This window comes from Paeniglutamicibacter sp. GQ140 (assembly GCF_059759235.1).
In genome coordinates, this window is the sequence record NZ_JCAXDW010000002.1 from 206,109 (window position 1) to 231,983 (window position 25,875).

16 protein-coding genes and 2 tRNA genes are annotated in these 25,875 nt (G+C 68.4%); 8 read left to right on the forward strand and 10 right to left on the reverse strand.

The genetic code is table 11. The features are described 5' to 3' along the window. Window positions 1–150: 150 nt before the first annotated feature. The 4 genes from AC6CHY_RS03675 to AC6CHY_RS03690 form a co-directional block, all read right to left on the reverse strand. Window positions 151–224 (reverse strand) — tRNA-Met (locus AC6CHY_RS03675). 224 nt (window positions 225–448) lie between these two features. After that, window positions 449–522, reverse strand: a tRNA-Met gene (locus tag AC6CHY_RS03680). A gap of 116 nt (window positions 523–638) precedes the next feature. Further along, window positions 639–3,563: a UPF0182 family membrane protein gene (locus AC6CHY_RS03685; protein ID WP_498225528.1), complete on the reverse strand. Its 2,925-nt coding sequence runs from the start codon at window positions 3,561–3,563 to the stop codon at window positions 639–641. 294 nt (window positions 3,564–3,857) lie between these two features. Then, the gene (locus AC6CHY_RS03690; RefSeq protein ID WP_217389095.1) at window positions 3,858–5,030 is read right to left on the reverse strand and encodes a YlbL family protein; all 1,173 of its coding nucleotides are present in this window, start codon (window positions 5,028–5,030) and stop codon (window positions 3,858–3,860) included. A 208-nt stretch (window positions 5,031–5,238) separates the two neighbouring features. On the opposite strand from AC6CHY_RS03690, the gene AC6CHY_RS03695 reads away from it, so the two are divergent. Then, a complete protein-coding gene (locus tag AC6CHY_RS03695) occupies window positions 5,239–6,720 on the forward strand; it encodes a zinc-dependent metalloprotease (RefSeq protein WP_498225530.1) in 1,482 nt (493 codons plus the stop codon). 135 nt (window positions 6,721–6,855) lie between these two features. Here the strand turns inward: AC6CHY_RS03695 and AC6CHY_RS03700 are convergent, their stop codons facing one another. Then, window positions 6,856–7,524 (reverse strand): SprT-like domain-containing protein, encoded by a 669-nt coding sequence (locus tag AC6CHY_RS03700; protein WP_498225532.1) that lies wholly within the window; start codon window positions 7,522–7,524, stop codon window positions 6,856–6,858. Between the two features lie 176 nt (window positions 7,525–7,700). Between AC6CHY_RS03700 and AC6CHY_RS03705 the strand changes: the two genes are divergently transcribed. Further along, window positions 7,701–8,741: a ThiF family adenylyltransferase gene (locus tag AC6CHY_RS03705; protein ID WP_498225534.1), complete on the forward strand. Its 1,041-nt coding sequence runs from the start codon at window positions 7,701–7,703 to the stop codon at window positions 8,739–8,741. 13 nt (window positions 8,742–8,754) lie between these two features. Here the strand turns inward: AC6CHY_RS03705 and AC6CHY_RS03710 are convergent, their stop codons facing one another. After that, a complete protein-coding gene (locus AC6CHY_RS03710; RefSeq protein WP_498225535.1) occupies window positions 8,755–10,893 on the reverse strand; it encodes an ATP-dependent DNA helicase UvrD2 in 2,139 nt (712 codons plus the stop codon). A 3-nt stretch (window positions 10,894–10,896) separates the two neighbouring features. Beyond that, window positions 10,897–11,862, reverse strand: coding sequence for an NAD(+) diphosphatase (gene nudC / locus AC6CHY_RS03715; RefSeq protein ID WP_498225537.1), 966 nt, complete (start codon window positions 11,860–11,862; stop codon window positions 10,897–10,899). A 200-nt stretch (window positions 11,863–12,062) separates the two neighbouring features. Here nudC and AC6CHY_RS03720 point away from each other — a divergent pair, with 200 nt between their 5' ends. Then, entirely contained in the window at window positions 12,063–13,565 is a 1,503-nt protein-coding gene (locus AC6CHY_RS03720) for a phosphotransferase (RefSeq protein ID WP_336245099.1), read from the forward strand. A 149-nt stretch (window positions 13,566–13,714) separates the two neighbouring features. Beyond that, the gene (locus AC6CHY_RS03725) at window positions 13,715–14,461 is read left to right on the forward strand and encodes a hypothetical protein (RefSeq protein ID WP_217389089.1); all 747 of its coding nucleotides are present in this window, start codon (window positions 13,715–13,717) and stop codon (window positions 14,459–14,461) included. Between the two features lie 80 nt (window positions 14,462–14,541). Here the strand turns inward: AC6CHY_RS03725 and AC6CHY_RS03730 are convergent, their stop codons facing one another. From AC6CHY_RS03730 to AC6CHY_RS03740, 3 genes are read right to left on the reverse strand one after another with little or no spacing between them, the layout of a single operon-like run. After that, entirely contained in the window at window positions 14,542–18,045 is a 3,504-nt protein-coding gene (locus AC6CHY_RS03730) for an ATP-dependent helicase (protein ID WP_498225540.1), read from the reverse strand. Beyond that, on the reverse strand, window positions 18,042–21,368 hold the full coding sequence (locus AC6CHY_RS03735) for an ATP-dependent helicase (protein ID WP_498225541.1): 3,327 nt from the start codon (window positions 21,366–21,368) through the stop codon (window positions 18,042–18,044). The genes AC6CHY_RS03730 and AC6CHY_RS03735 overlap by 4 nt, the downstream gene beginning before the upstream one ends. Before the next feature lie 8 nt (window positions 21,369–21,376). After that, a complete protein-coding gene (locus AC6CHY_RS03740; RefSeq protein WP_217389087.1) occupies window positions 21,377–21,802 on the reverse strand; it encodes an MGMT family protein in 426 nt (141 codons plus the stop codon). Window positions 21,803–21,925: 123 nt separating this feature from the next. On the opposite strand from AC6CHY_RS03740, the gene AC6CHY_RS03745 reads away from it, so the two are divergent. The 4 genes from AC6CHY_RS03745 (at window position 21,926) to AC6CHY_RS03760 (ending at window position 25,647) form a co-directional block, all read left to right on the forward strand. After that, complete coding sequence (locus AC6CHY_RS03745) at window positions 21,926–22,606, forward strand: 3'-5' exonuclease (RefSeq protein WP_217389086.1); 681 nt, start codon at window positions 21,926–21,928, stop codon at window positions 22,604–22,606. Between the two features lie 369 nt (window positions 22,607–22,975). Continuing rightward, window positions 22,976–23,968, forward strand: a complete 993-nt coding sequence (locus AC6CHY_RS03750; RefSeq protein ID WP_498225543.1) for a methionine ABC transporter ATP-binding protein — start codon at window positions 22,976–22,978, stop codon at window positions 23,966–23,968. A gap of 3 nt (window positions 23,969–23,971) precedes the next feature. After that, complete coding sequence (locus AC6CHY_RS03755) at window positions 23,972–24,652, forward strand: methionine ABC transporter permease (RefSeq protein WP_217389084.1); 681 nt, start codon at window positions 23,972–23,974, stop codon at window positions 24,650–24,652. A 137-nt stretch (window positions 24,653–24,789) separates the two neighbouring features. Further along, window positions 24,790–25,647, forward strand: a complete 858-nt coding sequence (locus AC6CHY_RS03760) for a MetQ/NlpA family ABC transporter substrate-binding protein (protein ID WP_498225545.1) — start codon at window positions 24,790–24,792, stop codon at window positions 25,645–25,647. Window positions 25,648–25,875: the final 228 nt, after the last annotated feature.

The following is a 25,875-nucleotide window of genomic DNA, read 5'->3' on the forward strand; positions in this document are numbered from 1 at the left end:
ACCTTACGTCATCCGGCATTTCTCGGATTTTGGCGCTCTCACACGAGGTGGTCCCGGGGCCTTTGGGGAAGCCTCTGGAAGCCTGGTACGGGCGCCGACCTTAAACAAATGTTCCGTGGTCCTGAATCAGGACCACGGAACATTTCTTTGTGGCGGGGACAGGATTTGAACCTGTGACCTCCGGGTTATGAGCCCGGCGAGCTACCGAACTGCTCCACCCCGCGTCGGTAGATACAACAGTACCAGCGTGTTCCCGTCGTGCCTAATCGGGCATCGTTTTCGTCGATGGTTCGCTTTCCGGGCAGTGCGTTCGACCCGTCTCCAGCGACACTTTGATCGTTTTCTGCATGGCCTGACGGTTTCGGTGAAATTACCTGCCGCCGGCGATGCCGACCGGGCAAAAGGGAAGGACCCCGACCTGGTTTCCCTGGTCGGGGTCCTTCATTCGTGGCGGGGACAGGATTTGAACCTGTGACCTCCGGGTTATGAGCCCGGCGAGCTACCGAACTGCTCCACCCCGCGGCGATATAACAATCATCGCCGATTGGGTGAACAGTTAGCAAATCCTGGTGGTGTCGCCCTGCTCACATGCGTGGCAGGGCGACACCGGGTTGATCCCCCTGGGAACTCCCTTTGCCTTACGGCGCTGGGGTCTCCGTGGCCGGGGCCTCGGAGGCGGGCGCCGATGGAGCTGGCGCATCGGTGGGTGCAGCGGCACCCGTCAGTGCATCCTGGGCCTCGGTTGCGCGCTCAAGCGCATCCTGCAGCTTGGCCTGCTCCTCGCCGTACTTGGCGAAGTCGCCCTCGGCCAGTGCTGCCTGGCCGGCGGTGATGGCCGCATTGGCGTCACTGAGGGCGGCGCTGAGCTGCTGCTCGGCCGTCTGGGTCGCAGGCGGGGTTCCTGGCTCCTCGGCTTCGCCCCCTTCGCCGTTCTCGCTGGTGACTGCACCCGAGGTTCCCTGGAACACCTGGTCCAGCGCTTCGGCCAACGTGTCGGCGAAGCCGACCCTGTCGCCAAAGGCAACCAGCACCTTGCGCAGGGTCGGGTAGGACGTCTGGCCCGAGGACTGCACATAGACCGGCTGGACGTAGAGGATGCCGCCGCCAACCGGCAGCGAGAGCAGGTTGCCGTTCTTGACCTCCGAGGCACCCTGGCGCAGCAGGTTCAGCGCCTGCGACACGGTCGCGTTGGAGTCGAAGTTCTGCTGTGCCTGGCCGGGCCCGGGCACGGAGAGCTCGCGCGGGATGGCAAGCAGGCGCAGCTTGCCGTAGCCCTCGGCCTTGACGCCGGCCTCGGTGCCGGCATCGGCCTCCGCTGCCAGGAAGCCGAAGAGCACGTTGCGCTGCTGGCCGCCGGCGGCGGTCTGCGGGATGAATGTCGAGGTCAGCGAGAAGGCCTCCTTCTCCTGCTTCGGCATCTTCAGCGACAGGTAGTACGGGGGCTGCTTGATGCTCGCGTTGGACTGCGTCGGGTCGGAGGGAACCGACCACGCATCGTTGGCGTCGTAGTATCCGCCGGGATCGGTCACGTGGTACGTGGAAAGCAGCTCGCGCTGCACCTTGAACAGGTCCTCCGGGTAGCGCACGTGGCTCATCAGCTCCGCGGACATGTCCTTGTAGGACTTGATGTTCGTCGGGAACACCTTCTGCCAGGCCTGCAGCAGCGGCTCTTCCGGCTCCCATGCGTAGAGCGTGACGGAACCGTCGTAGGCGTCAACCGTCGCCTTGACCGAGTTGCGGATGTAGTTGATCTGCCCGGTCTGCGTGACGGCGCGGGTGCCGCCGGTCAGCGAGTCGGTGACCGCGGAGGCCAGCGCCTGCTGCTTGGAGTACGGGTAGTTGTTCGAGGTGGTGTAGGCATCGACGATCCACTGCACGCGCCCGTCAACGATCGCCGGGTAGGCGTTCGAGTCCACCGTCAGGTACGGGGCAACCTTCTCCACGCGCTGTTTCGGGTTGCGGTCGTAGAGGATCTGCGACTCGGAGTTGATTGCGTCGGAGAGCAGGAGGTCCGTCGAGGCGAACTTCAGCGAGTACACCAGGCGGTTGAAGAAGTTGCCGACGGAGGGTCCGCCGTCGCCGTCGAAGGTGTTGCGGGTGTCCTGGCTGCCCGAGCCGGAGGCCGGGCGGTCAAGCTCGCGCGGCTCCCAGCCCTCGGGCCCGCCGACGATGGAGTAGTCCGGGGACATTTCGCCGAAGTAGATGCGCGGCTGGTAGGTCTCGTCGCTGGCCAGCACGCCCTGGGTCGGGATGCCGCTGAGCATGAAGTCGGGGCGCCCGCCGGCCGCCACGCGGTTGCCGAAGGCGGCGACCAGGCCGTAGCCGTGGGTGTAGGTGATGTGCTGGTTGACCCAGGAATCGGTGGTGTCCACGTTCACCTCGCGCACGCCGATGACGGTGTCCTCGGTGACGCCGTCGATCTCGTACCTGTCCACGTTCAGCGTCGGGGTGAACTTGTAATAGGTGCGGAACTGCTGCAGCTGGTCGAACGCGGCCGAGACCAGGTTCGGGTCAAGCAGGCGGATGTTCGTGGTGGTGGCACTGTCCTTGGCCAACGCGTTCTTCTGCGGGTTCAGCTGGACGTCATACGCCGTCTCCTCGACCGAGTCCAGGCCGTAGGCCTTGCGCGTCATGTCGATGTTCTTCTGGATGAACTCGCGTTCCAGCGTCTTTTCCGACGGGATGACCTGGTACTGCTGCACGATGAACGGGTAGATGCCCCCGGCGACGATGACCGTCACCAGCAGCATCGCGGTGCCGATGATCGGCAGGCGCCAGCGGCCCATGATGGCTGCGACGATGAAGGTCACCGCGACCAGCACCGCGGCGATGGCCAGGATGGTCTTGGTCGGGATCACCGCGTGCACGTCGGTGTACAGGGCGCCGGCCACGCGGCCGTTTTGCGAGAGCAGCGTGGAGTAGCGGTCAACCCAGAAGTTCACTGCCTGCAGCAGCAGGAAGCCGACCGCGAAGACGGCAATGTGGATGCGGGCCGGCTTGCCGATGACAACGCCGCCGCGTTCCTCGACGCGGATTCCGCCATAGAGGTAGTGGGTGAGCAGGCCGGCGATCCCGGCAATGAGCACGACCGAGATCAGGTACCCGGTGAGCAGGCCGATGAACGGCAGCGAGAACATGTAGAAGGACAGGTCCAGGCCGAACTGCGGGTCGGTCTCATTGAAATTGACCTGGTTGAAGAACAGCAGCACCTCTTTCCACTGCGAGGTCACGGCGGTGGCCGCGAAGACGCCGATGACGACCGGGATCCCGATCATCAGCAGGCGGCGCATGGGCTCAAGCTGCGACTGGTACTTGGACATCGCATCCTGGCGCTGTCCGTCCGGGGCGTAGACCGGACGCGAGCGGTACGCCAGGCGCAGCGAGATCCAGGTCGCGAAGGCCATGAGCAGGAATGCCACCACGAAGATCGCAGCCTTGGACAGGTACTCGGTCCAGAACACGCGCTCGAAGCCGAGCTGGTTGTACCAGAGCACGTCGGCGTAGACGCTGGAGACGAACACGAAAGCGGCAACGAGGATGCCGATCACGATGATCGTGGGCATCAGCGGGGACGGACGTCGCTGGGGCCGCTGCGGGTCGGGACGGCCTTCGGGGCCCCGCGGGGGGCCTTCAAAGGGGCTGCCTGTGCCAAAACTCAATTTTTACCTCACAGTTGGAACGTTCGACGCGCGGGAAACGCGCCTGGATTGTGTCTTTGTTCCCTATTCTGCCTTGCCGCGGCGCCCGGGGAAGCACCCCAAAGGATGATGTCGCGGAAATGTGAGGCGATTGTGACCCGTGCCGGAGGGTGCCGGGCCCGCGGCCCCGAACCGGCACCCGTTCAGCGTGCGGTCAGGCTAGCCGCAGGCCGGGAAGGCGGCGGGGTCCTGGCCCGCGCCGATCCCCTCGACCGCGGCCCGGGCCTCGGAAAGCGTGGCCACCTTGATGACATCGAGCCCGTCGGGGATCCGGCCCGCGATGTCGTCGCAGTTCCCGGCCGGGGCCAGGAAGTACTTGGCCCCATGGTCCTTGGCGCCGACGAGTTTCTGGGCGATGCCGCCGATGGGTTCGACTTTTCCCTCGGCGGTGATGGCTCCGGTTCCGGCGAAGTGCCTGCCGCCGGTCATTTCCCCCTCGGTGAGCTGGTCGACGATCGCCAGGGCGAACATCATCCCGGCGCTGGGGCCCCCGACGTTTTCCAGCCCGAACTTCGCCTCGATGGGGAAGTCGAAGCTGCCCGAGAGCAGGATCCCCAGCTGGCGCTGCCCCTGGGGTCCCGCCTCGGTGCTCACGGTGACGGTCTGCGACTTCCCGCCGCGGGTGATCCCGAGCTTGCTGGGCGCCTCCCCCGCCTCATCGAGCTGCTTCTTCAGCGATTCAAGGTCGGTGATCTTGCGCCCGTTGATCGTCTCGAGCCGGTCGGAGATCTTCAGCACGCCGGAATTCCGTTCGGTGGCGAACCCGACCACGCCCAAGTGGCTGGTGAAGGGAATGTCCAGCTCGTGCAGCGCCGCGGCGGTGGAGAGTTGCTGGGAGTCATCCATCATCAGGGTGTTTTGTTCGCTTTGTTCCGTCGTGGTGGTGCCGCGCGGCAGCACCATCTCCTCGGGGACCACGTCCTCGTCGGGGTTGATCCAGCCCCAGAGCACACTGAAGAAGGGCAGCCGTTGCTGGCCGCCGCCCTGGACGTAGACCGTGGTCATGTCGAGTTCCCCGGAGGTGGGGTAGGTCTTGGCCCCGCTGATTTCCAGCAGCCGGGTGCCCTCGACGCTGCCAATGGTGTTCAGGGTCGGGCCCGCGGACTCGACCACGAAGTGGGTGGGCAAAAGGGTGGAAACCGCGATGAGCCCCATGGCGATCCAGCCTGCCCACGCGCGCTTGCCGCGCAGCCCGGCACCGTGCGGATCGCCCTCCGGCCAGCGGTGCGTCAGCGGCCGGTGGTCGGCGCCGTCCGTCCCCGGGCGCGTTCCCCGGTCCACGTCGGTGTGCCGGCCGTGCCCCGGCCCTGCTCCTTCATGCGCTGCTGGCACGAGTTCCTCTTTCCTTGCCGTTGTTCTGGCTCGGGGCGCAGGCAATTGCCGTGCGCCGCGGCAACCTCCAGCCTACAAGCCCGCACCGGCACCGGCGTCGGCGGCATGCTGCCCGCCCGCCGTCCTCACAGTGTTTTCCGATGTGCCCACAGCGAACTGTAACTTCAGATCATGGGCCGATCCCGCGACCCGGGGGTACCGTTGAACCATGGCTGAAAATCCCCCATCTAACCGACCCGACGACTCCGACAACGACGACGAGAACGCGAAGGACCCGTTCTCCGAGATGTTCGGCTCACTCTTTGGCGGCGCCGGCGGATTCGACCCCAAGAACCTGCCCGAGGGCCTGGGCGAGGCCATGGGCCTGTCCAACAACCCCGAGGCCATGGCGCAGATGATGCAGCAGGCCCAGGCCATGATGGCGGCGATGTCCAAGGGCGATGGCGGCCCGGTGAACTGGAAGATGGCCACCGATGCGGCCCGCCAGGCCATTGCCGGGGACGACCCCTCGCTGTCCGCGAACCGGGCCTCGGCCGTGGCCAACGCTGCCCGGCTGGCCGAGATGTGGCTCGATGCCGCCACCGTGTTCGAGGCCGACGGCAGCGAATGCCGCGCCTTCTCCCGCGCCGAGTGGGTCGAAAAGACCATGCCGGTGTGGAAGTCGCTGACCACGCCCGTCGCCCTGAGCGTGGGCAAGGCGATCACCAGCGCTTTGAGCGAGCAGATCCCCGAGCAGATGCGACCCATGATGGGCGGGGCCCAGGGCATGCTCCAGTCCCTGGGCGGAACCATGTTCGGCATGCAGCTGGGCACCGCCGTGGGCGGGCTGGCCAAGGACGTGCTGGGCGCCACCGACATCGGGCTGCCGCTGGCCGGCTCCGCCCCGGCACTGGTGCCCACGAACATCGCCGCCTTCGGCGAGGGCCTGGAGGTCCCGGAACAGGAGATCCTGCTCTTCGCCGCGCTGCGCGAATGCGCCCATGTCCGGCTCTTCAACCGGGTTCCGTGGCTGCGCTCCTCGGTGATTTCCGCTGTCGAGGCCTATGCCCGCGGCATCCACATCGACATGTCGCGCATCGAGGAAGCCGTGCGCGACATCGACCCGATGAACCCCGAGTCCTTCCAGTCGCTGATGGGCGAAGGTCTGTTCATGCCCAAGCGCACCGCGGCCCAGGAGTCGGCGCTGTCCAAGCTGGAACTGGTGCTGGCCCTCATCGAGGGATGGGTCGACGAGGTCGTGGCCGCTGCCGCGGTGAACCTGCCCAGCGCCTCCGGGCTGCGCGAGACCATCCGCCGGCGCCGGGCCGCCGGCGGGCCGGCCGAGAACGCCTTTGCCTCGCTGGTGGGACTGGAGCTGCGTCCGCGGCGCCTGCGCGAGGCCGCCGCCCTCTGGGCGCACCTGCTGGAGGAACGCGGCATGGAGGGGCGCGACGCCATCTGGGCGCACCCCGACCTGCTGCCCACCGACGAGGACCTCCAGGACCCGCAGGGCTTCACCCCGCGCCGCCAGCTGGCCGAGGCCAGCATGGACGACATCGATGCGGCGCTGAGCAAGTTGCTGGACGGCGGCTTCGACGAGCCCGCGACCGGCAGTGGCGACGATGCCGGGACCGGGGAGGACTCCGGGAAGCCGGAGAACCCCACCGACGGCGGCAAGGGCACCGAGCCGCAGGGCCCGACGGACAAGTAGGCACCGTCTGCCGCAAGGCGGGTCCCGCGCAAATATGCGCGGGACCCGCCTTTTCCTTTGCCGACTGCCCTTGCCTGGGTGCCCTGCGTCGGACCCCGCGGGTGACGGCGGGGCCGGGGTACGGCAGCGGAAGCACTATCCGGCGGCTTGGCCCAGCTCCCCCGGGTCCCCCGCGTCGAAGTCATCTACATCATCGAAGTCGTCGTCCCCGCCCAACGGCAGGTCCCCTGGCAGTGGATGCGTCCCCGGCTTGGCCGCGGCGTGGTAGCCGTGGCTGACCCCGGAGAGGAAGATGTTGGCATCGTGCACCCGCGGGTAGCGGGACAGCGCCGCCTTGAACCGCGGGCCGTGGCCGTCGCGCGGCTCCACCAGGTGGGCCAGTTCATGGGCCAGCACGTAGTCCTGCACCCACTGCGGCATCGCCCGCAGCCTGTCCGAAAGCCGAATCCGGCGGCTGTGCAGGCTGGCCGAACCCCAACGCCGGTTTTGGTTGGACACCCAGCTCACCGAGGCCGGATCGGCGCGCCCGCCAAAGAGCTCCGCGTCCATGGCCCGTGCCCTGGCCGCCAGGCTCGCATCGGGATCGGAGGCGGTGCCGCGGGCGACCTTGCGCATGACCTTCTTGACCATGTCGGCCACCAGCATGCGCTCGGCGTGCTCGGTCAGGCCGGCGGGGACGGAAACCACCATGGTGTCCTGCCGCCAGGCCCCGGAGATCGTCTTCTTGCGCTTGGCCGAGCGCACCACGCGGATGCGGGTGCCTTCGTCGTCCACGTATTCGATGGTGGATGGTTGGGTGCGCATGTTCGTGTCCTTTCCGCCCCTGCCCCGTGCCTGGTTCCCCGGTGCCGGCGCACTTTCCCGCTCCGGGGTGTGGATAGCCGGCGCGGCCCGCGCGGCCGGTGCCACGATGGGTTCATGCAGGGCGCCGGCGATGGGAAATCGCACCGGTGCCGCCGTTCCCCCAAAGGAGCAACATCATGAGGATCAACCCGGGCTTGCAGGTACTTAGCCTAGTGGAGGGCGCCATCCAGATTGGAACCGGGCAGCGCGCGCGGTGGATAACCGGGCTCACCGCGGCCGAAAAGCGCTTCGTGCTCTCCCTGTGCGAGCGTGGCCCGCGCCCTGTCGGCCCCGCCCCGGAGCCTCCCGCCGAGCCGCGGCGCGGGGAGATCCTGCAGATGCTGGGCCCGGTGCTGCTCGAGTCCCCCGCGCAGCCGCCTCCCCCGCGGGCCTCGGCCCCGGGGAACTGGCCGGGCGCCGTCAACGGGTTGGGCGCGCGATTGGTGCCCGATGCCCTGCAGTGGGGTGCCGCCTACCAGATGGACGCGGTGCCGGTGCTGCAGCGCCGTGCCGAGGCCAAGGTGGCACTCTACGGCTGCGGGCGAATGGGCCAGTTGCTGGCCCACGTCCTGGCCGGCGCGGGGGTGGGGTCGCTGATGCTCTGCGACGGCGCCCCGATGGATGCCGGGGACCTCGGTGCCGGGACCACCGGAATCACCGGGGTGGGTGCCCCGCGTGCCCGCGTCACCGCCCGGGCGCTGCAATCGATCCACCCACACCTCGTGGTGGCCGATGCCGCCGGGCGCAGCCCCGAGGCCCCGGCACTGGACATGGCGGTGGTGATCGCCGGCGGCATGCTGCCGCCGCTGGATTCCCTGTCCGCCGATGCGGCGATGCTTCCGGTTTTGTTCACCGATTCGGGGATGCACCTGGGCCCGATGGTCATCGACGGGCTCACCATGTGTGCCCCATGCGCCTGGGAACAGTGCGACCCGACGCTGCGGATGCTCGCCGCCAACGAGACCTCCGGGCAGGCCCCGGCGCTGCGCCCGGAGGCCTCGCTGGCGGCAGTCGCGGCGGGCCTGGCCGCGATGGCGGTGCTGATGGCCCTTGACCGCATCAATGTCCCGGCCGCGGCCGAATCCATGGTCGTGTGCGACCTGCCCACCGGGTCGGTCACCTCGGTGCCCGCCCGGCCCAGGGCGCGCTGCGGCTGCCTGGACCCGCTGGCAGCCTGAGGTGCCGGGCCGGCTAGCCGTCCCGGCCGGCCAGGACCGCCAACACGGCCTCGCCGTAGCGCTCGAGCTTGCCCTTGCCCACCCCGGAGACCTGCCCCAGCGCGGCGAGCCCGTCGGGATTGGTCTCGGCGATGGCCATCAGCGTGGCGTCGGTGAAGATCACGAAGGCAGGCAGCGAGTTGGCCTGGGCCACCTGCAGGCGCCATGCGCGCAGGGACTCGAACACCGCCTCGTCGTAGCCCGCCGGGCAATTGCCGCAGCGGCCCAGCTTGCGTTCGGTGGCGCTGGTCAGCAGCGTGCCGCAGACCCGGCACATCGGCGGGCCCGCGGGGGTCCGGCGCCGGGCCGCCTTGGGCGCGGAGGCCACGCGGGAGGTGCCCGCGGGACGCAGCCCGTCCAGGAAGCGCGAGGGCCGCCGGTTGGCGCGTCCCCCGGGGGTGCGCGCCAGCGACCAGGACAGGCCCAGGTGCATGCGGGCGCGGGTGATTCCCACGTACAGCAGCCGGCGTTCCTCGTCGTACCCGGCCTGGTCGTCGGCGAAGGAGATCGGCATCAGCCCCTCGGAGAGGCCGACCAGGAACACCGCGTCCCATTCCAGGCCCTTGGCCGCGTGCAGCGAGGCCAGCGTGACCCCCTGCAGGGTGGGCGCGTGCTGGCTGGCGGCGCGTTCCTCCAGTTCCGCCACGAAGGTGTGCAGCGTGAACGGGGTCTCGGCCCCCGTGCGGGAAGCGGCCATCTCGTCGGCGAGCGCGACCAGCGCGGAGAGCGACTCCCACTTTTCGCGTACCGCCCCGGAGGCCGCCGGTGCGGTGGCGCTGTAGCCCAGCGACACCAGGATGTCGCGGGTCAGCTGCGGGACGGTTTCCCCGTCGGCCTCGGTGGTGGTGTGCCGGGCGGCGGAGCGCAATTGCAGCATCGCGTCGCGCACCTCGCGCCGGGCGAAGAAGCGTTCCCCGCCGCGCAGCAGGTAGCCGATCCCCGCGGCGGCCAGCGCCTGCTCGTAGGCGGCGGACTGTCCGTTGGTGCGGAACAGGATCGCGATCTCCGCGGCCGGGGTGCCGGCGGCCAGGAGCTTCTTGATCCGCTGGGCGATCTCCGCGGCCTCGGCCTCGTCGTCCTTGGCCTCGAAGAAGGTCGGCTCGGGCCCGTTCTCGCGCTGGGCGATGAGCTCCAACGGGGTGGGCCAGTTGATGTCGCGGTCAGGGACCCCGGCCTCGGGGCGGCGGGCGGCAAGCACCCGGTTGGCCAGGTGCACCACCTGCGGGGTGGAGCGGTAGTCGCGCACCAGCTTCACCACCGGGGCGTGCTCGTAGGTGGCGGTGAAGTCCAAAAGGTGGCGCGGGGTGGCGCCGGTGAAGGAGTAGATGGTCTGCGACGCGTCGCCCACCACGCACAGCTCGTCGCGCCCGCCAAGCCACAGGTCCAGCAGGCGCTGCTGCAGCGGGGAAACGTCCTGGTACTCGTCGACCACGAAGTGCCGGTACTGCCCGCGCACCGAGGCGGCGACCCGTTCGTCGTCCTCCAGGATCGCGACGGTGAGCAGCAGCACGTCCTCGAAGTCGATGAGCTGCCGGTCGGTCTTCACGTCCTCGTAGGACTGGAAGATCCGCGAGACGGTGATGGGGTCAAGCCCGCCGGGCTGCCCGCGGTCCGCGGCGGCCGCCACGTAGGACTCGGGTGTGAGCATCGAGACCTTGGCCCATTCGATCTCACTGGCCAGGTCGCGCACCGTGGCGCGGTCGGCGGTGGTGCGCAGCCGGCGCGCGGCCTCGGTGATCAGCGGCGCCTTGTAGTCGACGATGGACGGCAGCTGCCCGCCGATGGCCTGCGGCCAGAAGTACTGCAGCTGGCGCAGCGCCGCGGCGTGGAAGGTGCGCGTCTGCACGGCCCCGGCGCCCAGCTCGCGCAGCCGCGAGCGCATCTCGGCCGCCGCGCGGGCGGTGAACGTCACCGCCAGCAGCGAGCTGGGCTTGTACACCCCGGTGTGGACGCCGTAGGCGATGCGGTGCGTGATGGCGCGGGTCTTGCCGGTGCCGGCGCCGGCCAGCACGCACAGCGGGCCGCGCAGCGTGGTGGCTACCTGGCGCTGTTCCTCGTCCAGCCCGCCGAGGATGCGTTCCTCCAGGGCTCCCAGGTCGGTGGTTTCGCTCATGGGCTAGTTTTCCAGTCGTTCGGGTTCGGGCAGCACGCCGCCGAACCAGTGCTCGATCAGCGCACTGGCGATCGAGGTCCCGGTGGGCACGCCGATGGATCCGGAGCGGACGGCCTCGGCCAGCTCGTCGCGGGTAAACCAGCGCAGGTCGATGATCTCCTCCCCGTCGGGCAGCAATTCGGTGCCCACGGCCGTGGCGGTAAAGCCAAGCATCAGCGAGCGCGGGAACGGCCAGGGCTGGGAGCCCATGTAGCGCGGGTCCCTGACGACGACCCCCGATTCCTCGGCAACCTCGCGGATGACGGCGGACTCCAGGGATTCGCCCGGCTCGACGAAGCCTGCAAGGGTCGAGAAGCGCGTGCCGCCCCAGGCCTTGTTGGCGCCCAGCAGCAGGCGGTCGTCCTCGTCGGTGATGGCGACGATGACCGCGGGGTCGGTGCGCGGGAAGTGTTCCAGGTCCTCCGCGGCGCAGTGCTTGACCCAGCCCGAGGCGCGCAGGGTCAGCTCCCCTCCACAGCGCGGGCAGAAGTTCACGGCGTGGTTCCAGTTGGCGATAGCGACGGCCTCGACGAAGAGTCCGGCGTCGCGGGCGCCAAGCCCGGCGGCGACATCGCGCAGTCCCAGCCATTGCTCGGGATCCGTGGAGCCGGGAACCTCCTGGCCGTCCGCCGCGGGCGGGGCCTCGTGGAAGGAATGCAGCACGATCTCGGAGGTGCCGTCAAAACCCAGGTAGATCTCCGTGCCGCCGGCCGGAACCAGCTCCTGCTCGATGAGCACCAATTCGCCGTCAAGCACCCGGGCACGCCCGCCCACCAGCACCAGGTGGCGCGTCGCCGGATCCGCACGCAGTGCTTCGAGCCAGCCGTCGTCGGTGCGCCGTTCGCAGCCGCGATCGGTGGTGGCGCGGGCCAGGGGCAGGGCTCCTAGCGCCGGGAAGCTGGTCACTGGGTTCTGCACGGTATCGCTCATAGCATCAACCGTACTGACCGTTGCGGCCCAACGCCTACTTCAGGACCCCGGTTGTGGCCATCGGCGCACCGGAGTGTGCCGCGCCGCATCGTCGCCTGACTCCCCCGGGAGGCGGAAGCGGGCCGTGATTGGTCGCAAATCATGCGACTCGCCGCCGCACGGCAGGACTCGGGCACGGCATGCGGTCTACGGTGGAGGATGTGAAACGCTCTCCCATGGAACTCGCTGCCATCGCCACCGCTGCGGTCCCCGGCTTGGCGCCCACGGGCGTGGCCTCGTTGCCGGACGACGGCAATGATTTCGACTCGGTGCTCATTGTCGACGCCGCCAAGAACCGTTGGCGCGTGCGCTCCCCGCGCCATGAGGAAGCCAGTGTGCGCCTCGAAACGGAGCTTGCCGCCCTGCGCGCCTTCTCCGCCGGCATCCGCGCCTCGCTGCCCTTCCAGCTGCCTTCCGTCGCCGGAACGGTGCGGCAAGGTCCGCTGCGGACCTTCGTCTACAACCACGTCCCCGGCAAGCAGTACTCGCTGGAGGACCTGGTGGCGCAGGGCTCGCGCTGCGCCCGCGACCTGGGTTCCGTCATGGCCGCGATCCACTCAATGCCCTCCTCCGCGATCGACCGTGCGGACCTGCCCTCTTACTCCGCCGAGCAGGTGCGCCAGCGCCGGTTGAACGAGTTGGACGCCGCGGCGACCACCGGAATGATTCCCTCGCGGCTGCTGCGCCGGTGGGAACACGCGCTTGAGGACGTTGCGCTCTGGCGCTTCAACGCCACCGTCATCCACGGGGACCTGCACGAGGACCAGCTTTTGGTCCAGGATGCCAAGGTCGTCGCCGTCACCGGATGGACCGACCTGCAGGTCGGGGACCCTGCCGATGACTTTGCCTGGCTCGCGGCCGTCCATGAGCAGTCCTTCGCCGAGGCCGCCTTCGAAAGCTACGTTGCCGTGCGCGGCGACCGCGCCGATCCGCACATCATGCGCCGTGCCGCGCTGGCCGCCGAGTTCGCCCTGGCCCAGTGGCTGGTGAAGGCCATCGCCGGCGGCGATGCCGAACGCATTGCCGAGGCCAAGGTGATGCTCGAGGAACTTGACTCGGACATTGCCGAGTACGGCGGACAGCCGATTTCCGTCGTCGAGCCCCCGCGTGCGGCACGCCCCGAGGACGCCGGCAAACAGCCGGTTCCGGTGCCGGCCGCCGAACGCGTCACCGTTTCGGGCATTTCCCCCGATGAAAACGATGAGACCGAGGCGCGGGATGCTTCGGGACCGGCCGAACCTGAAACCTCGGCACTCAAGATCGTGCCCTCCCCCGTCAGCGTTGCGCCGATCCCTCCCGCGGCCCCACCCGTTCCCGCGTCCTCCCCGGCGAAACCCGTCGATGCACCCATGGCCACCGCACCATCGGCAACCGGCACCACGCCGGTGTCGACGGACCGGCAGGCCACGCCCGTCGCCTCGCCGGCCGAGGCGGTTGCCGAGGTCGGCAAGGCCGAGGCCGCCGAAAAGGAACCTCAGGCCGAGAACGATTCGAGGGCGGGGAAGGACTCCGACGCCCCGGAGGAAACCCCGGCCCCTTCGGTGTCCGATGCGGACAAGAAGGACACCGCCACGACCGGTGGGAAGAGTCCCGAGACGCCCGCCAAGGACGCCGCCGGAACAGACACCACCGCGATCCCCATCCAGTCTGCCGACACCAAGTAGCATGCCGGAGCTCGTTTTGGCGAACTCCTGCGACACGGATCGGCTTCCGCTTCACATTAAATCCATTTGGTAGAGTGTGGACTGCGCTTCAACGTTCCTTGACGTCGACGAGCGATTTCCACATTCCAATGCAAAGCGGGGACAACCTGATGAAAACTTTTAAGAACGGCGCCATGCTGCTGTCGGCGACGGCCGGGGTCCTGCTCGCCCTGACCGGATGTTCGGCCGCCGCGGAACAGCCTTCCGGTGCGTCGTCTGCCGGAGCCGAAGCCGCCCCGGTGCAGGCGGAAATCGTGGTGCCGGAGGCCAAGGAGATCTTCCCCAAGACTTCCGCTGCTATTGAGAAGGCCACCTCTGCAACGATCGTCGGTGACCTCACCGTTGATTCTCAAAAAGGCAAATTCGAGCTTTCAGGCACCGTCGACGGCACCAATTCCAAGTCAATGATGAGCCGGGGCGACTCCACCATTGAAATGCTGACAGTCGACAATGTCGCGTACATGAAGCCCAACAAGGAATTCTTGACCGAACAGGCAGGGGCCGAGGCCGCGAAGATGCTCGACTCAGTCGCACCGGGCAAGTGGATTTCCACGAAGAACGCCAGCCTGTTCGGCAATTTAAAGATCGGTTCCCTGCTTGAATCGATGGGCACTGGAGAACTCGGAACGAAGGAAGCCGCGAAGATCACCAAGAAGGACCTCGCCGACCTCAACGGCACCAAGGCCTTCAAGTACACCGGTGGCGAGGAAGTTTTTTGGATTGCCGCCGAGGGCGAACCCCACCTGTTGAAGATTGAATCAACCGGAACCGGAACCATGACCTTCACTGAATGGAACGCCGTCAAGCCGTACGAGGCTCCGGCCAAGTCCGACGTGGTCAGCGTTCCGGGTCTCTAGACCGGCACGCCAATGGGCGGGGACGATCGGAAATTCTCCGCTCGTCCCCGCCCATTGCGTGTCCGGCTCCGGGCCGGAACTCAGCCGTTCAGGGCACCCATCGAATTGCCGATGAGGCCTTCGAGCTCCGCCTCGTCGGCCAGGTCGTGCGGCCGGATGGTGGTGCCGGACCCGACGTAGTAGAACGCCGCACGCACCTCGGATACGTCGATGCCGCGCAGACGTGCCCAGCCCAGCCGGTACACGGCCAGCTGCAGGGCCTTGATGCGCAATTCCTCCCCGCGCGGCACTCTCCCGGTCTTCCAGTCCACCAGCAGCCAGGCCCCGTCGGGTTCCCGGAAGATGGCATCGATGCGGCCGCGGACAGAGACCGGGCCGATGCGGGTCTCGATCGCCGCCTCCACGAATGCCGGCTGGCGGTTGGCCCATTCGGAATCCAGGAACGCGTTCTTCATGTCCTCCAGGTCAAGAGCGTCGTCGATGTAGGCATCGGCGGCCTCCATATAGTCCCCCAGCTCCAGCATTCCGGTGGAGTCGAAGTATTCCTCCAGCCAGGCATGGAACGCCGTTCCGCGGCGGGCGGCGGTCCCCGGGCGCCGCGGGACCGGGCGCCGCAGCTCGGCCATCACGGCCGCGGCGTCGGTGGCCAGGTCCACGAACACCGAGGCGCGCACATGCTTCGGGATCGCAGTGGTCCGTTCCTCGGCGGCCTCCTGCGCCTTGCGGGCCAGCAGAAGTTCCGCCTCCTTGAACCAGCCCCTGCCCGTCGGGGTGTGCCACGGGCCCTCGTCCTCGCGCAGCAGGTCCCCGCCGGCGGTTCCGTCCAACGGCCCGGCAGGTGGCGCGGAGCCCTCCGCCGCGTGCCCGGCGGCGCGGAGCACGGCGGCCGCGGAGGCTTCCAGCTTGGCGCGGCGGCCCGGCGGCCGGGGGCGTTGCACCCCGCCGCCGGTGACGACGGGCCCCTCCAGCGGGTCGTAGGGCCAGCGGGCCTCCAGCGGCGCCTCGCGGAACGGATTGGCCTCCGGCGCGTCCTCGTCCTCGACCCACGTCGTGGTGGTTGCCGAGGGGTTAGGCTCCCCGGCCAGCGGCAGCATGTCCAGCAGGAAGCTGGAGGGTTCGGTGAGCTTGGTGCGCGTGCCGGTCCAGGCGGTGGCCGAACAGATCAGCAGCGACTTGGCGCGGGTCAGCGCGACATAGGCCAGGCGCCGCTCCTCGAGTTCGGCATGCGCCAGCACCTCGGACTTGAACATCCCCTCGGACTTGACCACGTCGAAGAGGCATTCCTGCTCGGTGTCCCACTGCGGCAGATCGTGCCTGTCCCCGCGCAGCGGCCACGGCAGGGCCGCATCCCCGCTGGTCCAGCGCGAATCGCTGGCGCTGGGGAAGATCCCCTCGTTCATCCCGGTCACCGCCACCACGTCCCATTCCAGGCCCTTGGAGGCATGGATGGTCAGCAACTGCACCGCGTCCGGGTTCGATTCACCGGGCACGATCGCCAGCCCGCCCTCCTTTTCGGCGGCGGCCTCCAACCAGGTCAGGAAGCCAGCCAGGTCCACGCGGGCCGAGGCGCTGGCATAGTCCTGGGCGATGTCGGCAAAGGCGTCCAGGTGGCGCCGGGCCTCGTGGATGCCGACGCCGGGCTTCGCCGCCACCTCGATGTCCAGGCCCATGGCGCGCTCGGTCTCGCGCAGCAGGGCCTCGAGGTCATCGTCGATGAAGCCACGCAGGTAGCGCAGCTCGTCGCGCAGCTTCCGCAGCCGGGCCAGCGCCTCCGGACTCAGGGCGCGTCCGTCCCCGGAGACCCAGTCGGGGTGCGGCAGGTGGTCAAGGGCCTCGATCAGGCTGGCGGCGTCGTTCAGTTCCGCCCGGGCCTCCCCGCGGGTGACTTCCTCGGCGCTCTCGGGCGCGTCGAGGTTCTCCGACCCGCCGTCCTTGAGCGCGAATTCGCGGCGGCGGGCCAGGAAGCGCGACCAGTCGGCGAAGGCCATCAGGTCCGCCGGCCCGATGCGCCAGCGCGCGCCGGCGAGCAACCGCACCAGGTGGTCGGAGCGGTTGGGATCCACCAGCACGTTCAGTGTCGCGACGATGTCCGTGACCTCGGGCATGCTCAGCAGTCCGCCGAGGCCCAGGATCTCGTACGGGATGCCGGCGTCCTCCAGCCCGCGGGAAATGGGGGTCAGCTGGGAACGGGTGCGGCAGAGCACCGCCATGGACGGGTTGCGCCCGTGCTCGGCGGCGAAGGAACTGCGTTCGGCGATGAAGCGCCGGGCCAGTGCCGCCGCTTCCTGGGACCCGGTGGCGTAGCGGGCCAGCTCCACCGTTCCGGTTCCGGCGAAGGCGCTGGGCTTGAGCGACGGCACCGAAATGCCCGCCGGGGCGACCGAGTTCAGCTTCGCGGAGACGGCATTGGCAGCGGCCAGCACGTTGACCGAGTTGCGCCACGCGGTGCTCAGGTACGCCACCGAGGCCGGGCGCAGTCCTCCGCCCCCGGCTTGGCCGTCCCCGTCCGCCTCGGCACCGTGCGTGCGGGCGGGAAACTCGACGGGGAAGCGGAAGAGCTGACCTGCCGACGCCCCGCGGAACCCGTAGATGGACTGGTTGGGGTCCCCCACCGCGGTCAGCGCGTGCCCGTCGCCGAAGATGCAGGAGAAGAGCACCATCTGCGCGTGCGAGGTGTCCTGGAACTCGTCGAGCAACACCACCTTGAAACGCGCGCGTTCGGAATGCGCGGCCTCCGGGATTTCCCGGGCGATGCGCGCGGCAAGCGCCACCAGGTCCCCGTAGTCGAGGGCGCCGCGGGCGGCCTTGGCCCGCGCGTACCCCACGGCCAGTTCGGCGATGGTGGAGCGGGTGCGCAGCTTGTCCAGCAGCTTGCGGGCATCCAGCGAGGGTGCCGCGGGCTTGTCGATCCGGTATGGCAGCGCCTCGAGCCGGCCCACCAGCCCGTCGATCCATTCCTTGGCGTCCACCGGGTCGACCAGGTGCTCGGCGCACTCCCCCGCGAAGGTCACCACGGCGTCGATCAGCGTGTTCTTGGAGGAGGCCAGGTGCTCGTAGTCCCCGCCGTAGCCCTCGACCACTGCCGCTGCGACCTGCCAGGCCTGGGCGGTGCCCAGCAGCGCGGTGTCCGGCTCGACCCCGATGCGCAGCCCGTGTTCCTTCACCAGCGTGTTCGCGTACGAGTGGTAGGTGGACACCGAGGGATCCAGCAGGCCCTCGTCCTCGAGCTCCAGCAACCCGGACCGCGCCAGCTTTTCCAGCTGCCCGCGGATGCGCTGGGCCAGCTCGCCGGCGGCCTTGCGCGTGAACGTCACGCCCAGGATCTCCTCGGGGCGGACCTTCCCGTTGGCGACCAGCCAGATGACCCGGTCGGCCATGGTGGCGGTCTTGCCCGACCCGGCCCCGGCAATCACCAGCAGCGGCTCCAGCGGGGAGGAGATGATGGCCGACTGTTCGGGCGTGGGCTGGTGCTGGCCCAGGATCTCCGCGAGCTCCTCGGGCGAATAGACCCGCCCGGCTGCGGCGGGCGAGTCGGTGCCGGACGGCGGTGCGGCCGGCGGGATTGCTGTTTCGGTGCGGCTCACGGCTCGGTGACCTGCCTTCCTTCGGAACACAATGGACAGATGCCCGGCAGCCTGCAGTTGCTGCCGCTGCGCCCCCCGCGGGCCGGGTCGTGGCGGGAGAGGAAGTCCGCATCGCCCATCAATTGCGCTGCGGCCAGCACCATGGGGGTGGCCCAGTCCTCCTCGGTGATGGCGGGCTGTGCCTGTTCGCGCGGGGACTTGGTGCTCGTGCCCAGCTGCACCAGGGACGCCCCGGCGGGCACGCGGGTGAGCTCCTCGGCGGTCTTTCCGGCCAGCGCGCCGTTGATCACGGCGGCCTGGTAGGCGCCGAGCTGCGGGTGCCTTTCCACGTCCTTGCCGCTGGGCTGGGACTTTCCGGTCTTCAGGTCGACGACCCACGGGTTGCCGGCCGCATCGGCCTCCACGCGGTCAACGACCCCGCGCAGCAAGGCGGCGCGCGGGGCCTGCGGGTCGGGCAGCGCCGCGGGGTCGGGCGCCGGATCGCCGGCGGTGGACGGCGCGGGAATCGTGACCTCGAACGGGATCTCCCGGCCGATGAGGCGCCGGTTTTCGGTGCGCATCATGACGTTGTACTGGGCGAGCTTCTTGAGCATCGACTCGGCCCGTTCCCGGTCCCGGGCGCCTTCCCAGTTCTCCGGCATCTCCAGCTCGCCCCAGCGCCCCTCGAGCACCTGCAGGTATTCGCCGCCGCTGGCCTCGGGGTGTTCCTCGGCGATGGAGTGCACCAGGGTGCCAAGCGAGCGGGCGAAGTCGGTCGCCGCCTCGCCCCCGGCGGCCTGGACGAACCAGTTCAGCGGGGAGTTCATCACTGCCTCGACCTTGGAGGGGGAAACCTTCACCGGGTCCCCCGGCGGGACCACGGGCCCGCTGGAGGTCGATTCGGCCAGTCCCCACCAGCTTGCCGGATGCGCCCCGCGGACCGGGTGCGGGGAAGCGACCAGGGCGCCGAGCACCGAGGTCGCGTCGTGGTGAAGCTGCCCGCGGTCCTCGTCCAGTGCGGTGGCCTCGGCGGCCTGGCGCAGCTCGGCCACCAGGGCACCCAGGGTCCGGGGCCGCGGGACAAAGACCGCCCGGCGGCCCTGGATTGCCCCGTCGGGGTCCACGACGTCCAGGAACGACGAGGGCGCGGTGTCCTCGGAGGCCACGGCGATGGCGACGACCTTGGACCTGGCGCGCGAGATCGCGTTGGCGAAGGTGCGCAGCTCGTCGGCCCGGGTCTCGCGGATGAGCGAGGCGATGTTGCGCACGGGGAGGATCTGCGGGCCGTGTTCGATCACGTCGCTCAGCGCCCCGCCGCCCAGCAGCTCGCCACGCAGCTTGGTGTTGGGCCAGATGCCTTCCTGCATCCCGGGCACCAGCACCAGGTCCCATTCGCGCCCGGCGGCCGCCGCGGTGGTGAGCACCTGGACGGAGGCGGCGGACCCGCCGCGGCTGGCAAGGGTGTCCATGGGCAGTTCCTGGCCCAGCACGTGCTCCACGAACTGGGCCACGGAGGAACCCGGCAGCTGGTCGACAAAGCGTTCGGCGGACTGGAAAATGGCCAGCATCGCGTCGAGGTCGTGGTCGGCGCGGGCACCCAGGATGCCCCCGGCCAGCGCGGCCTCGGTCCACTTTTGGGCCATGCCGCTGGCCGCCCACAGGGCCCAGAGCGCGGTTTCGGCGTTGACGTTGCTGCCCGCAAGCTCGGTGCGCAGCGCCTGGTACATCCGGGCCAGGCGCCGGGCGCCGGCGGCCTCGCGGCCCATGGACTCGAGCAGTTCCAGCTCATCCAACATCCCGGTGAGCAGTTCGGCACTCGAGCGGTTGCCGCCCCGTGCGACCTCGTGGCGGCGCAGTCCCTGGCGCAGCCGGCGCACGTCCAGCGCGGAGGCGTTGGCGTAGCGGGACATCAGCAGTTCCTGCAGCAGCAGCGGATCCTGCGGCGCCTCGGGCGCCAGGGCCAGCCCCATGAGATCCAGCAGCGGACGCACCGCGGGTTCCTCGCGCAGGGGGGTCTCCGCCGGCGGGGTGTTCACCGCGATGCCCGACCCGGCCAGGTACTTGGCCATGGAGCGGACCTGGGATCCGTTGCGCAGGATGACGGCCATGGAATCCAGCGGCCGGTGGTGGATCAGGTGTTCCTCCAGCAGGCGCTGGGCGACGAGGCGCTGTTCGTGGATGGGCGAGTCGACCAGCAGCACCTCGAGGCTGCCGGGGGCGGGAACGTCCGGGTCATCGGCTTCGCCGGCTTCGGCAGCGGCCGGGTGTGTCTCGGCCGCCTCGGTCGCAGCGAAGTCCAGGATCCTGCCGGCGCCGCCGGCTGCCACGGGAATGCGCCTGGCGACCCTGCCCCAGGCCGTCGCAAGCTCCTCGTTCAGGCGGTAGGAAGTCTTCAGTTCCAGGATGCGTGAGGGGTTTCGCTCGGTTCCCAGGCGTGCGTCGAATTCGCCCAGCATGTCCGGGCGTGCGCCGCGGAATCCCTGCACCACGTTGTCGGGCACGGCGAATGCCACCAGGTCGCGTCCGCGGGCCAGCAGCGAGAGCAGGCGATGCTGTGCCGGGTTGGCTTCCTGCAGGTCATCGACCATCACAAGGTGCAGGCGCTCGTGCTCGGCGGCCAGGAACCCGGGGTTGTGTTCCAGGATGCCGGCGGCGGCGGCCAGCAGGCCGGCGGGGTCGAAGGCCTCGGCGCTGCCCAGGTCCAGGAGGTCGCGGTACTCCTGGTAGAACTGCGCGGCGGCAACCCATTCGGGTCGGCCCAGCGACTCGCCGAGGTCCTGCAGGGCACCGGCCTCCAGCCCGTGCTCGGAAATCCTGTCGAAGAGTTCGCGCAGTTCCTTGCGAAATCCCCGGGTGCCGATGGCCTCGCCGAGGGACTCGGGCCATTCCGGGGCGGGCGTGATGCCCAGGGCATGGCCCTCGAGCAGGTGCCCGATCAACGTGTCCTGTTCGGGCCCCGACAGTAGCCGGGGAGGCCGCTGCAAGGCCGGCAGCAGCCCGTCAAGCCGTGCCCGGCGGATCAGGTCGAAGGCATAGGCCGACCAGGTGCGCACGGCCGGCTCGGAGAACGTCTTCTCGGTGCCCGCCGACAGGTCGTCGCGCAGCGTGGCCGCGGCTGAGCGCGTGGGCGAAAGCACCAGCACGTGCTGCGGATCCAGCCCGGTGTCCAGGCGAGAGGTGAGCACGCGCAGCAGCGTCGTGGTTTTCCCGGTTCCCGGCCCGCCCAGCACCAGCACCGGACCATGGCCGGGCCCCAGCTGCAGCAATTCCTGCTGGGCGGCATCTGCGACCAATCCGTGGTCCGCGGCGGCCGCGGGGACCATGGTCGATGCAAGGGTGTCCATGTACTCCATCAGATCATTCGCGGGTGACGTTTTGGAATCGGCAGCAGTTCTGCCACGCGGTCGATGCGCGCGTGGTCCTCCTCGGAGGGTTGCCAGCGGGCCTGCCTCATTCGGACCCCAGACGCGGTATGGGGCGTGGATTCGCGTTCCCAATGCCCCGCGGCGACAGGCCGGAGTGCCTCCGGAAGGGTCCCGTTGGAGCGGATGACCCGCCACCAGGTGACATCGGCACCTCCGCGGCCCATGGCCTTGCCGACCTGGCGCGGGCCGCCGGAACCCAGCAGCTCGGCAATGTCGCCGTAGGCCAGGACCTTTCCGGCGGGAATCATCGCGACCACTGCAAAGACGGCTTCGTCGTAGTCCAGTCCGGCGCCGGCCGGTCCACCGTCGCCGGGGCCCAAGGAACCCGGCTGCGGTTCCTGGCTTGGTTGCATCAACGGTTCCTCCTCTAGTTCTCCCGCAGGTCTCCACCCATTATCGGGTCTCGGGCACGGTGTTCATCCACAAGCGCGCTGCGGTGGGCCAAAGTGTCTGCGATTCCCGGTAGCGTTGGTGACATGAATTCTTGGCACAATCTCCCCCGCGCCGCATTCGACCTGGAAACCACTGGTCGTGATCCGCTCGATGCCCGCATCGTCACCGCTTCCGTCGTCGTGGTCAACGGTCGCTCGGAAATCCTGCAGACCCGGGAATGGCTGGTGAATCCCGGAGTGGCGATTCCCGAGGAGGCCGCGGAAATCCACGGCGTCACCACTGCGAAGGCACAGGCCGAGGGCATGGATGCGGCAACCGCGGTCGCCGAAATCTCGGCGTTTCTAGCCGACCTCTTCCAGACAATGCCGGTCATGGCCTTCAACGCCGCCTACGACTTCACGGTGCTGGATCGCGAGGCCAGGCGCCACCTGCTGGACCCGATCGTTGCGTCCCCTGTCATCGACCCGTACGTCCTTGACAAGCAGGTCGACAAGTACCGCCGCGGCAAGCGCAACCTGTCGGTGATGAGTGAGTTCTATGGCGTTCAACTGGTGAATGCCCACACCTCGGCGGCCGATGCCGCCGCGACCATTGGGATTGCCGACGCGCAGGCGGCCAAGTACCCCATCCTGCAGGTTGATGCCGCGAATCTTCATGATTCGCAGGTCAAGTGGGCCGCCGAGCAGGCCGCCAGCCTGCAGGAATTCTTCCGCCGCAAGGACCCCGCGGCCGTCGTCGACGGCCAGTGGCCGGTCAAGTCCTAGCCAATCGCAGGATGCTTCATCCCGGAGGGGATCCCGTATCGGGGTCCCCTCCGGCTTTTGGATCTCGGCCGGAATCGGCTCCGTGGACCCCACCATCGGCGCAACATGGGGCAATATTTGGCACCGGGTGGCGCAAGGTGACGCGGCTCACCTTACGGGCGGGTAACCCGACTGCCGATTTCAGCGAGGGGAAATCGGCCAATTCTTCGAGAAAGCCCATAATTACTTGTGGATCCAACAGGCAATCCCGCCGCGGTGGACATCGGTTGCAAAAAATGGCAGGGTATGGCCACGATTGCGCTGCATTCATTCGATAGTGATTGAATGTCCAGTACCCCTTTTCCTTTTTGATTGCTAAGGACACCCCTTTTGATCACAGTCACCGACCTGCGCAAGGTCTACCAGCAGGGCGACCGCACAGTCGTCGCCCTGGATGGCGTTTCCTTGCACGTCGACGCCGGCCAAATCCACGGCATCATCGGCCATTCCGGAGCCGGGAAGTCAACGCTCGTTCGTTGCCTGACCTTGCTGGACAGGCCCACCTCCGGATCAGTTGCAGTGAACAACAAGGAACTGGCGAACGTGTCGGATGCCGATTTGCGCACGGCGCGACGTCGCATCGGCATGGTCTTCCAGCACGCCAACCTCATGGATTCGCGCACCACCGCGCAGAACGTGGCGTTCCCGCTGGAATTGATCGGCACACCCAAGGCCAAGGTCGCCGAAAAAGTCTCCGCCTTGCTTGAGCTCGTCGGCCTGACCCCCTTCGCCGATGCGTACCCCTCCCAGCTCTCCGGCGGCCAGCGCCAGCGCGTGGGCATCGCCCGCGCCCTGAGCTCGGATCCCGATGTGCTGCTTTGCGACGAGCCGACCAGCGCCCTGGATCCCAAGACCACCGACGAGATCCTTGAACTCATCAAGTCTGTGCGCGACCGCCTGAATCTCACGGTGCTGATCATCACGCACGAAATGAACGTCGTAAAACAGGCCTGCGACTCGGTCTCCCTTCTGGAAGCCGGGCGCATCGTCGAGCACGGGGATATCGCCAAGGTCGTTGCCGACCCGGCGGGCCGCCTTTCCCAGGCATTGCTCCCGATGCCCGGCGAATTGCCCGACGATCTTCCGGCCGGGACCGTTCTGGACCTGCTCTACTCGGGCACCCAGGCCACCGAGCCGGTGATCTCCTCGATTGCCCGCACGTTCAACACCGACGTCAACGTGTTGGCGGGCTCCGTGGAGCACCTCGGCGAACACCAGTTCGCGCACATCCGCATCCAGCTTCCCGAGGGAGCCGACATCGATGCCATCACCAAACACCTGCTCGGCAACGGCGTCGCAGTGACCGTCAAGGAGACCAAGTAAGCCATGGACTTCTTCAATGACCTGATGACCAATCCCGGCATCACCAAGGCCATGTGGCCCGCGTTCCTCGAGACCATGCAGATGACCGGCATCTCGGCGCTATTCACCGTGGTGGTCGGCCTGCCGCTCGGCATTCTGCTGCTGAACACCGCCCGCGGCGGCCTGACGCCGAACCGCGGACTGAATGTCCTGCTCTCGGGCATCATCGTGAACATCACCCGATCAATTCCCTTCGCGATCCTCATGGTGTCCCTGATTCCGCTCGCGACACTGCTGGTGGGCACCTCGCTGGGACCCATCGCCGCATCCGTTTCGCTGACCATCGGCACCATTCCCTTTTTCGCCCGCCTGGTGGAAACCGCCCTGCGCGACGTTTCGGCCGGCAAGATCGACGCGGCGCTGGTTATGGGCTCAACCCGGATGCAGGTGGTCCGCAAGGTGCTGGTCCCCGAGGCCCTCCCGGGCATCATCGCCGCCATGACCACCACCATCGTTACCCTCATCGGGTACTCGGCCATGGCCGGCCTGGTTGGCGGCGGCGGTCTGGGGCGCCTTGCCTACAACTACGGTTTCCAGCGTTACGAACCGGCCATCATGGTGGTCACCATCGTCATCATGGTGCTGCTGGTGCAGCTCGTGCAGATCATCGGCGACTGGATCGCACGTTTGGTCGACCACCGCTAAGCCCCGTGGAGGGCCGATGGCCCTCCGCCAGACAAGTTTTCGGCGGTTTGCCCGCCGGCGCGCAGCCAGTAGCCGCTAGCTGCGTTGGCCACCCGGTGTCACGCACACGGGTACTTCATGAAAAGGAAACGCATCCAATGCGTAAGAAAATCGCTCTCGCCCTCACCGGCGCGGCAACCCTGTTCGCCCTGACGGCCTGCGGCGGCGGCACCGCCACCGACCCCAGCGCGGATGTTTCCGCCACGCTGGATCCGGCCAACCCGACCGTCGTCAAGGTCGGCGCCAGCCCGGTTCCACACTCGCAGATCCTCGAGTACATCGACGAGAACCTGGCCGCGAAGGCAGGCATCGACCTGGATGTCACCGAAATCGACGACTACCAGACCCCGAACCTCGCGCTGAGCGACGGGTCGATCGACGCCAACTTCTTCCAGCACGTTCCGTTCTTCGACGAGCAGGTCGCCTCGAAGGGCTACAAGCTGGAGCACGGCACCGGCATCCTGCTCGAACCGCTGACCGCGTTTTCCAAGAAGTACGATGACGCCGCCTCCGTCGAGGACGGTGCGGTCGTGGTGCTGATGAACGACCCCTCCAACCAGGTCCGCGGCCTGCGCGTGCTTGAGGGGGCCGGCCTGCTCAGCGGCATCGTCGACGGCGATTCGGCACTGACCGTGGAGTCCGACGAGGCCAAGAACCCGAAGCACCTGAAGTTCCAGGAAGTCAACGCCGAGCAGGTTCCGAAGTTCTACCAGGAGGATCCCTCCGTGGGCCTGGCCGTGGTCAACGGCAACTTCATCGTCCAGGCGAAGCTCAACAAGGACGAGGTCCTCGCCGTGGAGCCGACGGAAAACAACCCGAACGCCAACATCCTGGCCTGGCGTGAAAGCGAAAAGACCGCCGCGGTGGCCAAGCTCGACGAGCTGCTGCACTCGGATGAGGTCAGCTCCTTCATCAAGACCACCTGGCCCGAAGGCGATGTCATTCCTGCCTTCTAGGCAGCCGACGCGTCACCTCCCCGTGTAGCACGACCGCCGGTGTGGCGGGCACCGGCCCGCCACACCACCCACCCCGCGGGGCCCACATCGCCCGCGGAACGTTTCACCCAGGCTTTTCCATCGCAGTATCCCCTCGAAACACCCCGGTGTTTCTTCGTGATTTTCCGGCGGTTCACCCTCCGCCGGCGCGCAGCCAGTAGCCGCTAGCTGCGACAGCCACCCGATGCC

Coding starts and splice junctions, on each gene's coding strand:
- AC6CHY_RS03735 (WP_498225541.1), bottom strand. CDS start 21,368: ATGGACACCCTTGCATCGACCATGGTCCCCGCGGCCGCCGCGGACCAC.
- AC6CHY_RS03710 (WP_498225535.1), bottom strand. CDS start 10,893: ATGAGCGAAACCACCGACCTGGGAGCCCTGGAGGAACGCATCCTCGGC.
- AC6CHY_RS03695 (WP_498225530.1), top strand. CDS start 5,239: ATGGCTGAAAATCCCCCATCTAACCGACCCGACGACTCCGACAACGAC.
- AC6CHY_RS03725 (WP_217389089.1), top strand. CDS start 13,715: ATGAAAACTTTTAAGAACGGCGCCATGCTGCTGTCGGCGACGGCCGGG.
- AC6CHY_RS03755 (WP_217389084.1), top strand. CDS start 23,972: ATGGACTTCTTCAATGACCTGATGACCAATCCCGGCATCACCAAGGCC.
- AC6CHY_RS03745 (WP_217389086.1), top strand. CDS start 21,926: ATGAATTCTTGGCACAATCTCCCCCGCGCCGCATTCGACCTGGAAACC.
- AC6CHY_RS03740 (WP_217389087.1), bottom strand. CDS start 21,802: ATGCAACCAAGCCAGGAACCGCAGCCGGGTTCCTTGGGCCCCGGCGAC.
- AC6CHY_RS03700 (WP_498225532.1), bottom strand. CDS start 7,524: ATGCGCACCCAACCATCCACCATCGAATACGTGGACGACGAAGGCACC.
- AC6CHY_RS03760 (WP_498225545.1), top strand. CDS start 24,790: ATGCGTAAGAAAATCGCTCTCGCCCTCACCGGCGCGGCAACCCTGTTC.
- nudC (WP_498225537.1), bottom strand. CDS start 11,862: ATGAGCGATACCGTGCAGAACCCAGTGACCAGCTTCCCGGCGCTAGGA.
- AC6CHY_RS03705 (WP_498225534.1), top strand. CDS start 7,701: ATGAGGATCAACCCGGGCTTGCAGGTACTTAGCCTAGTGGAGGGCGCC.
- AC6CHY_RS03685 (WP_498225528.1), bottom strand. CDS start 3,563: ATGCCCACGATCATCGTGATCGGCATCCTCGTTGCCGCTTTCGTGTTC.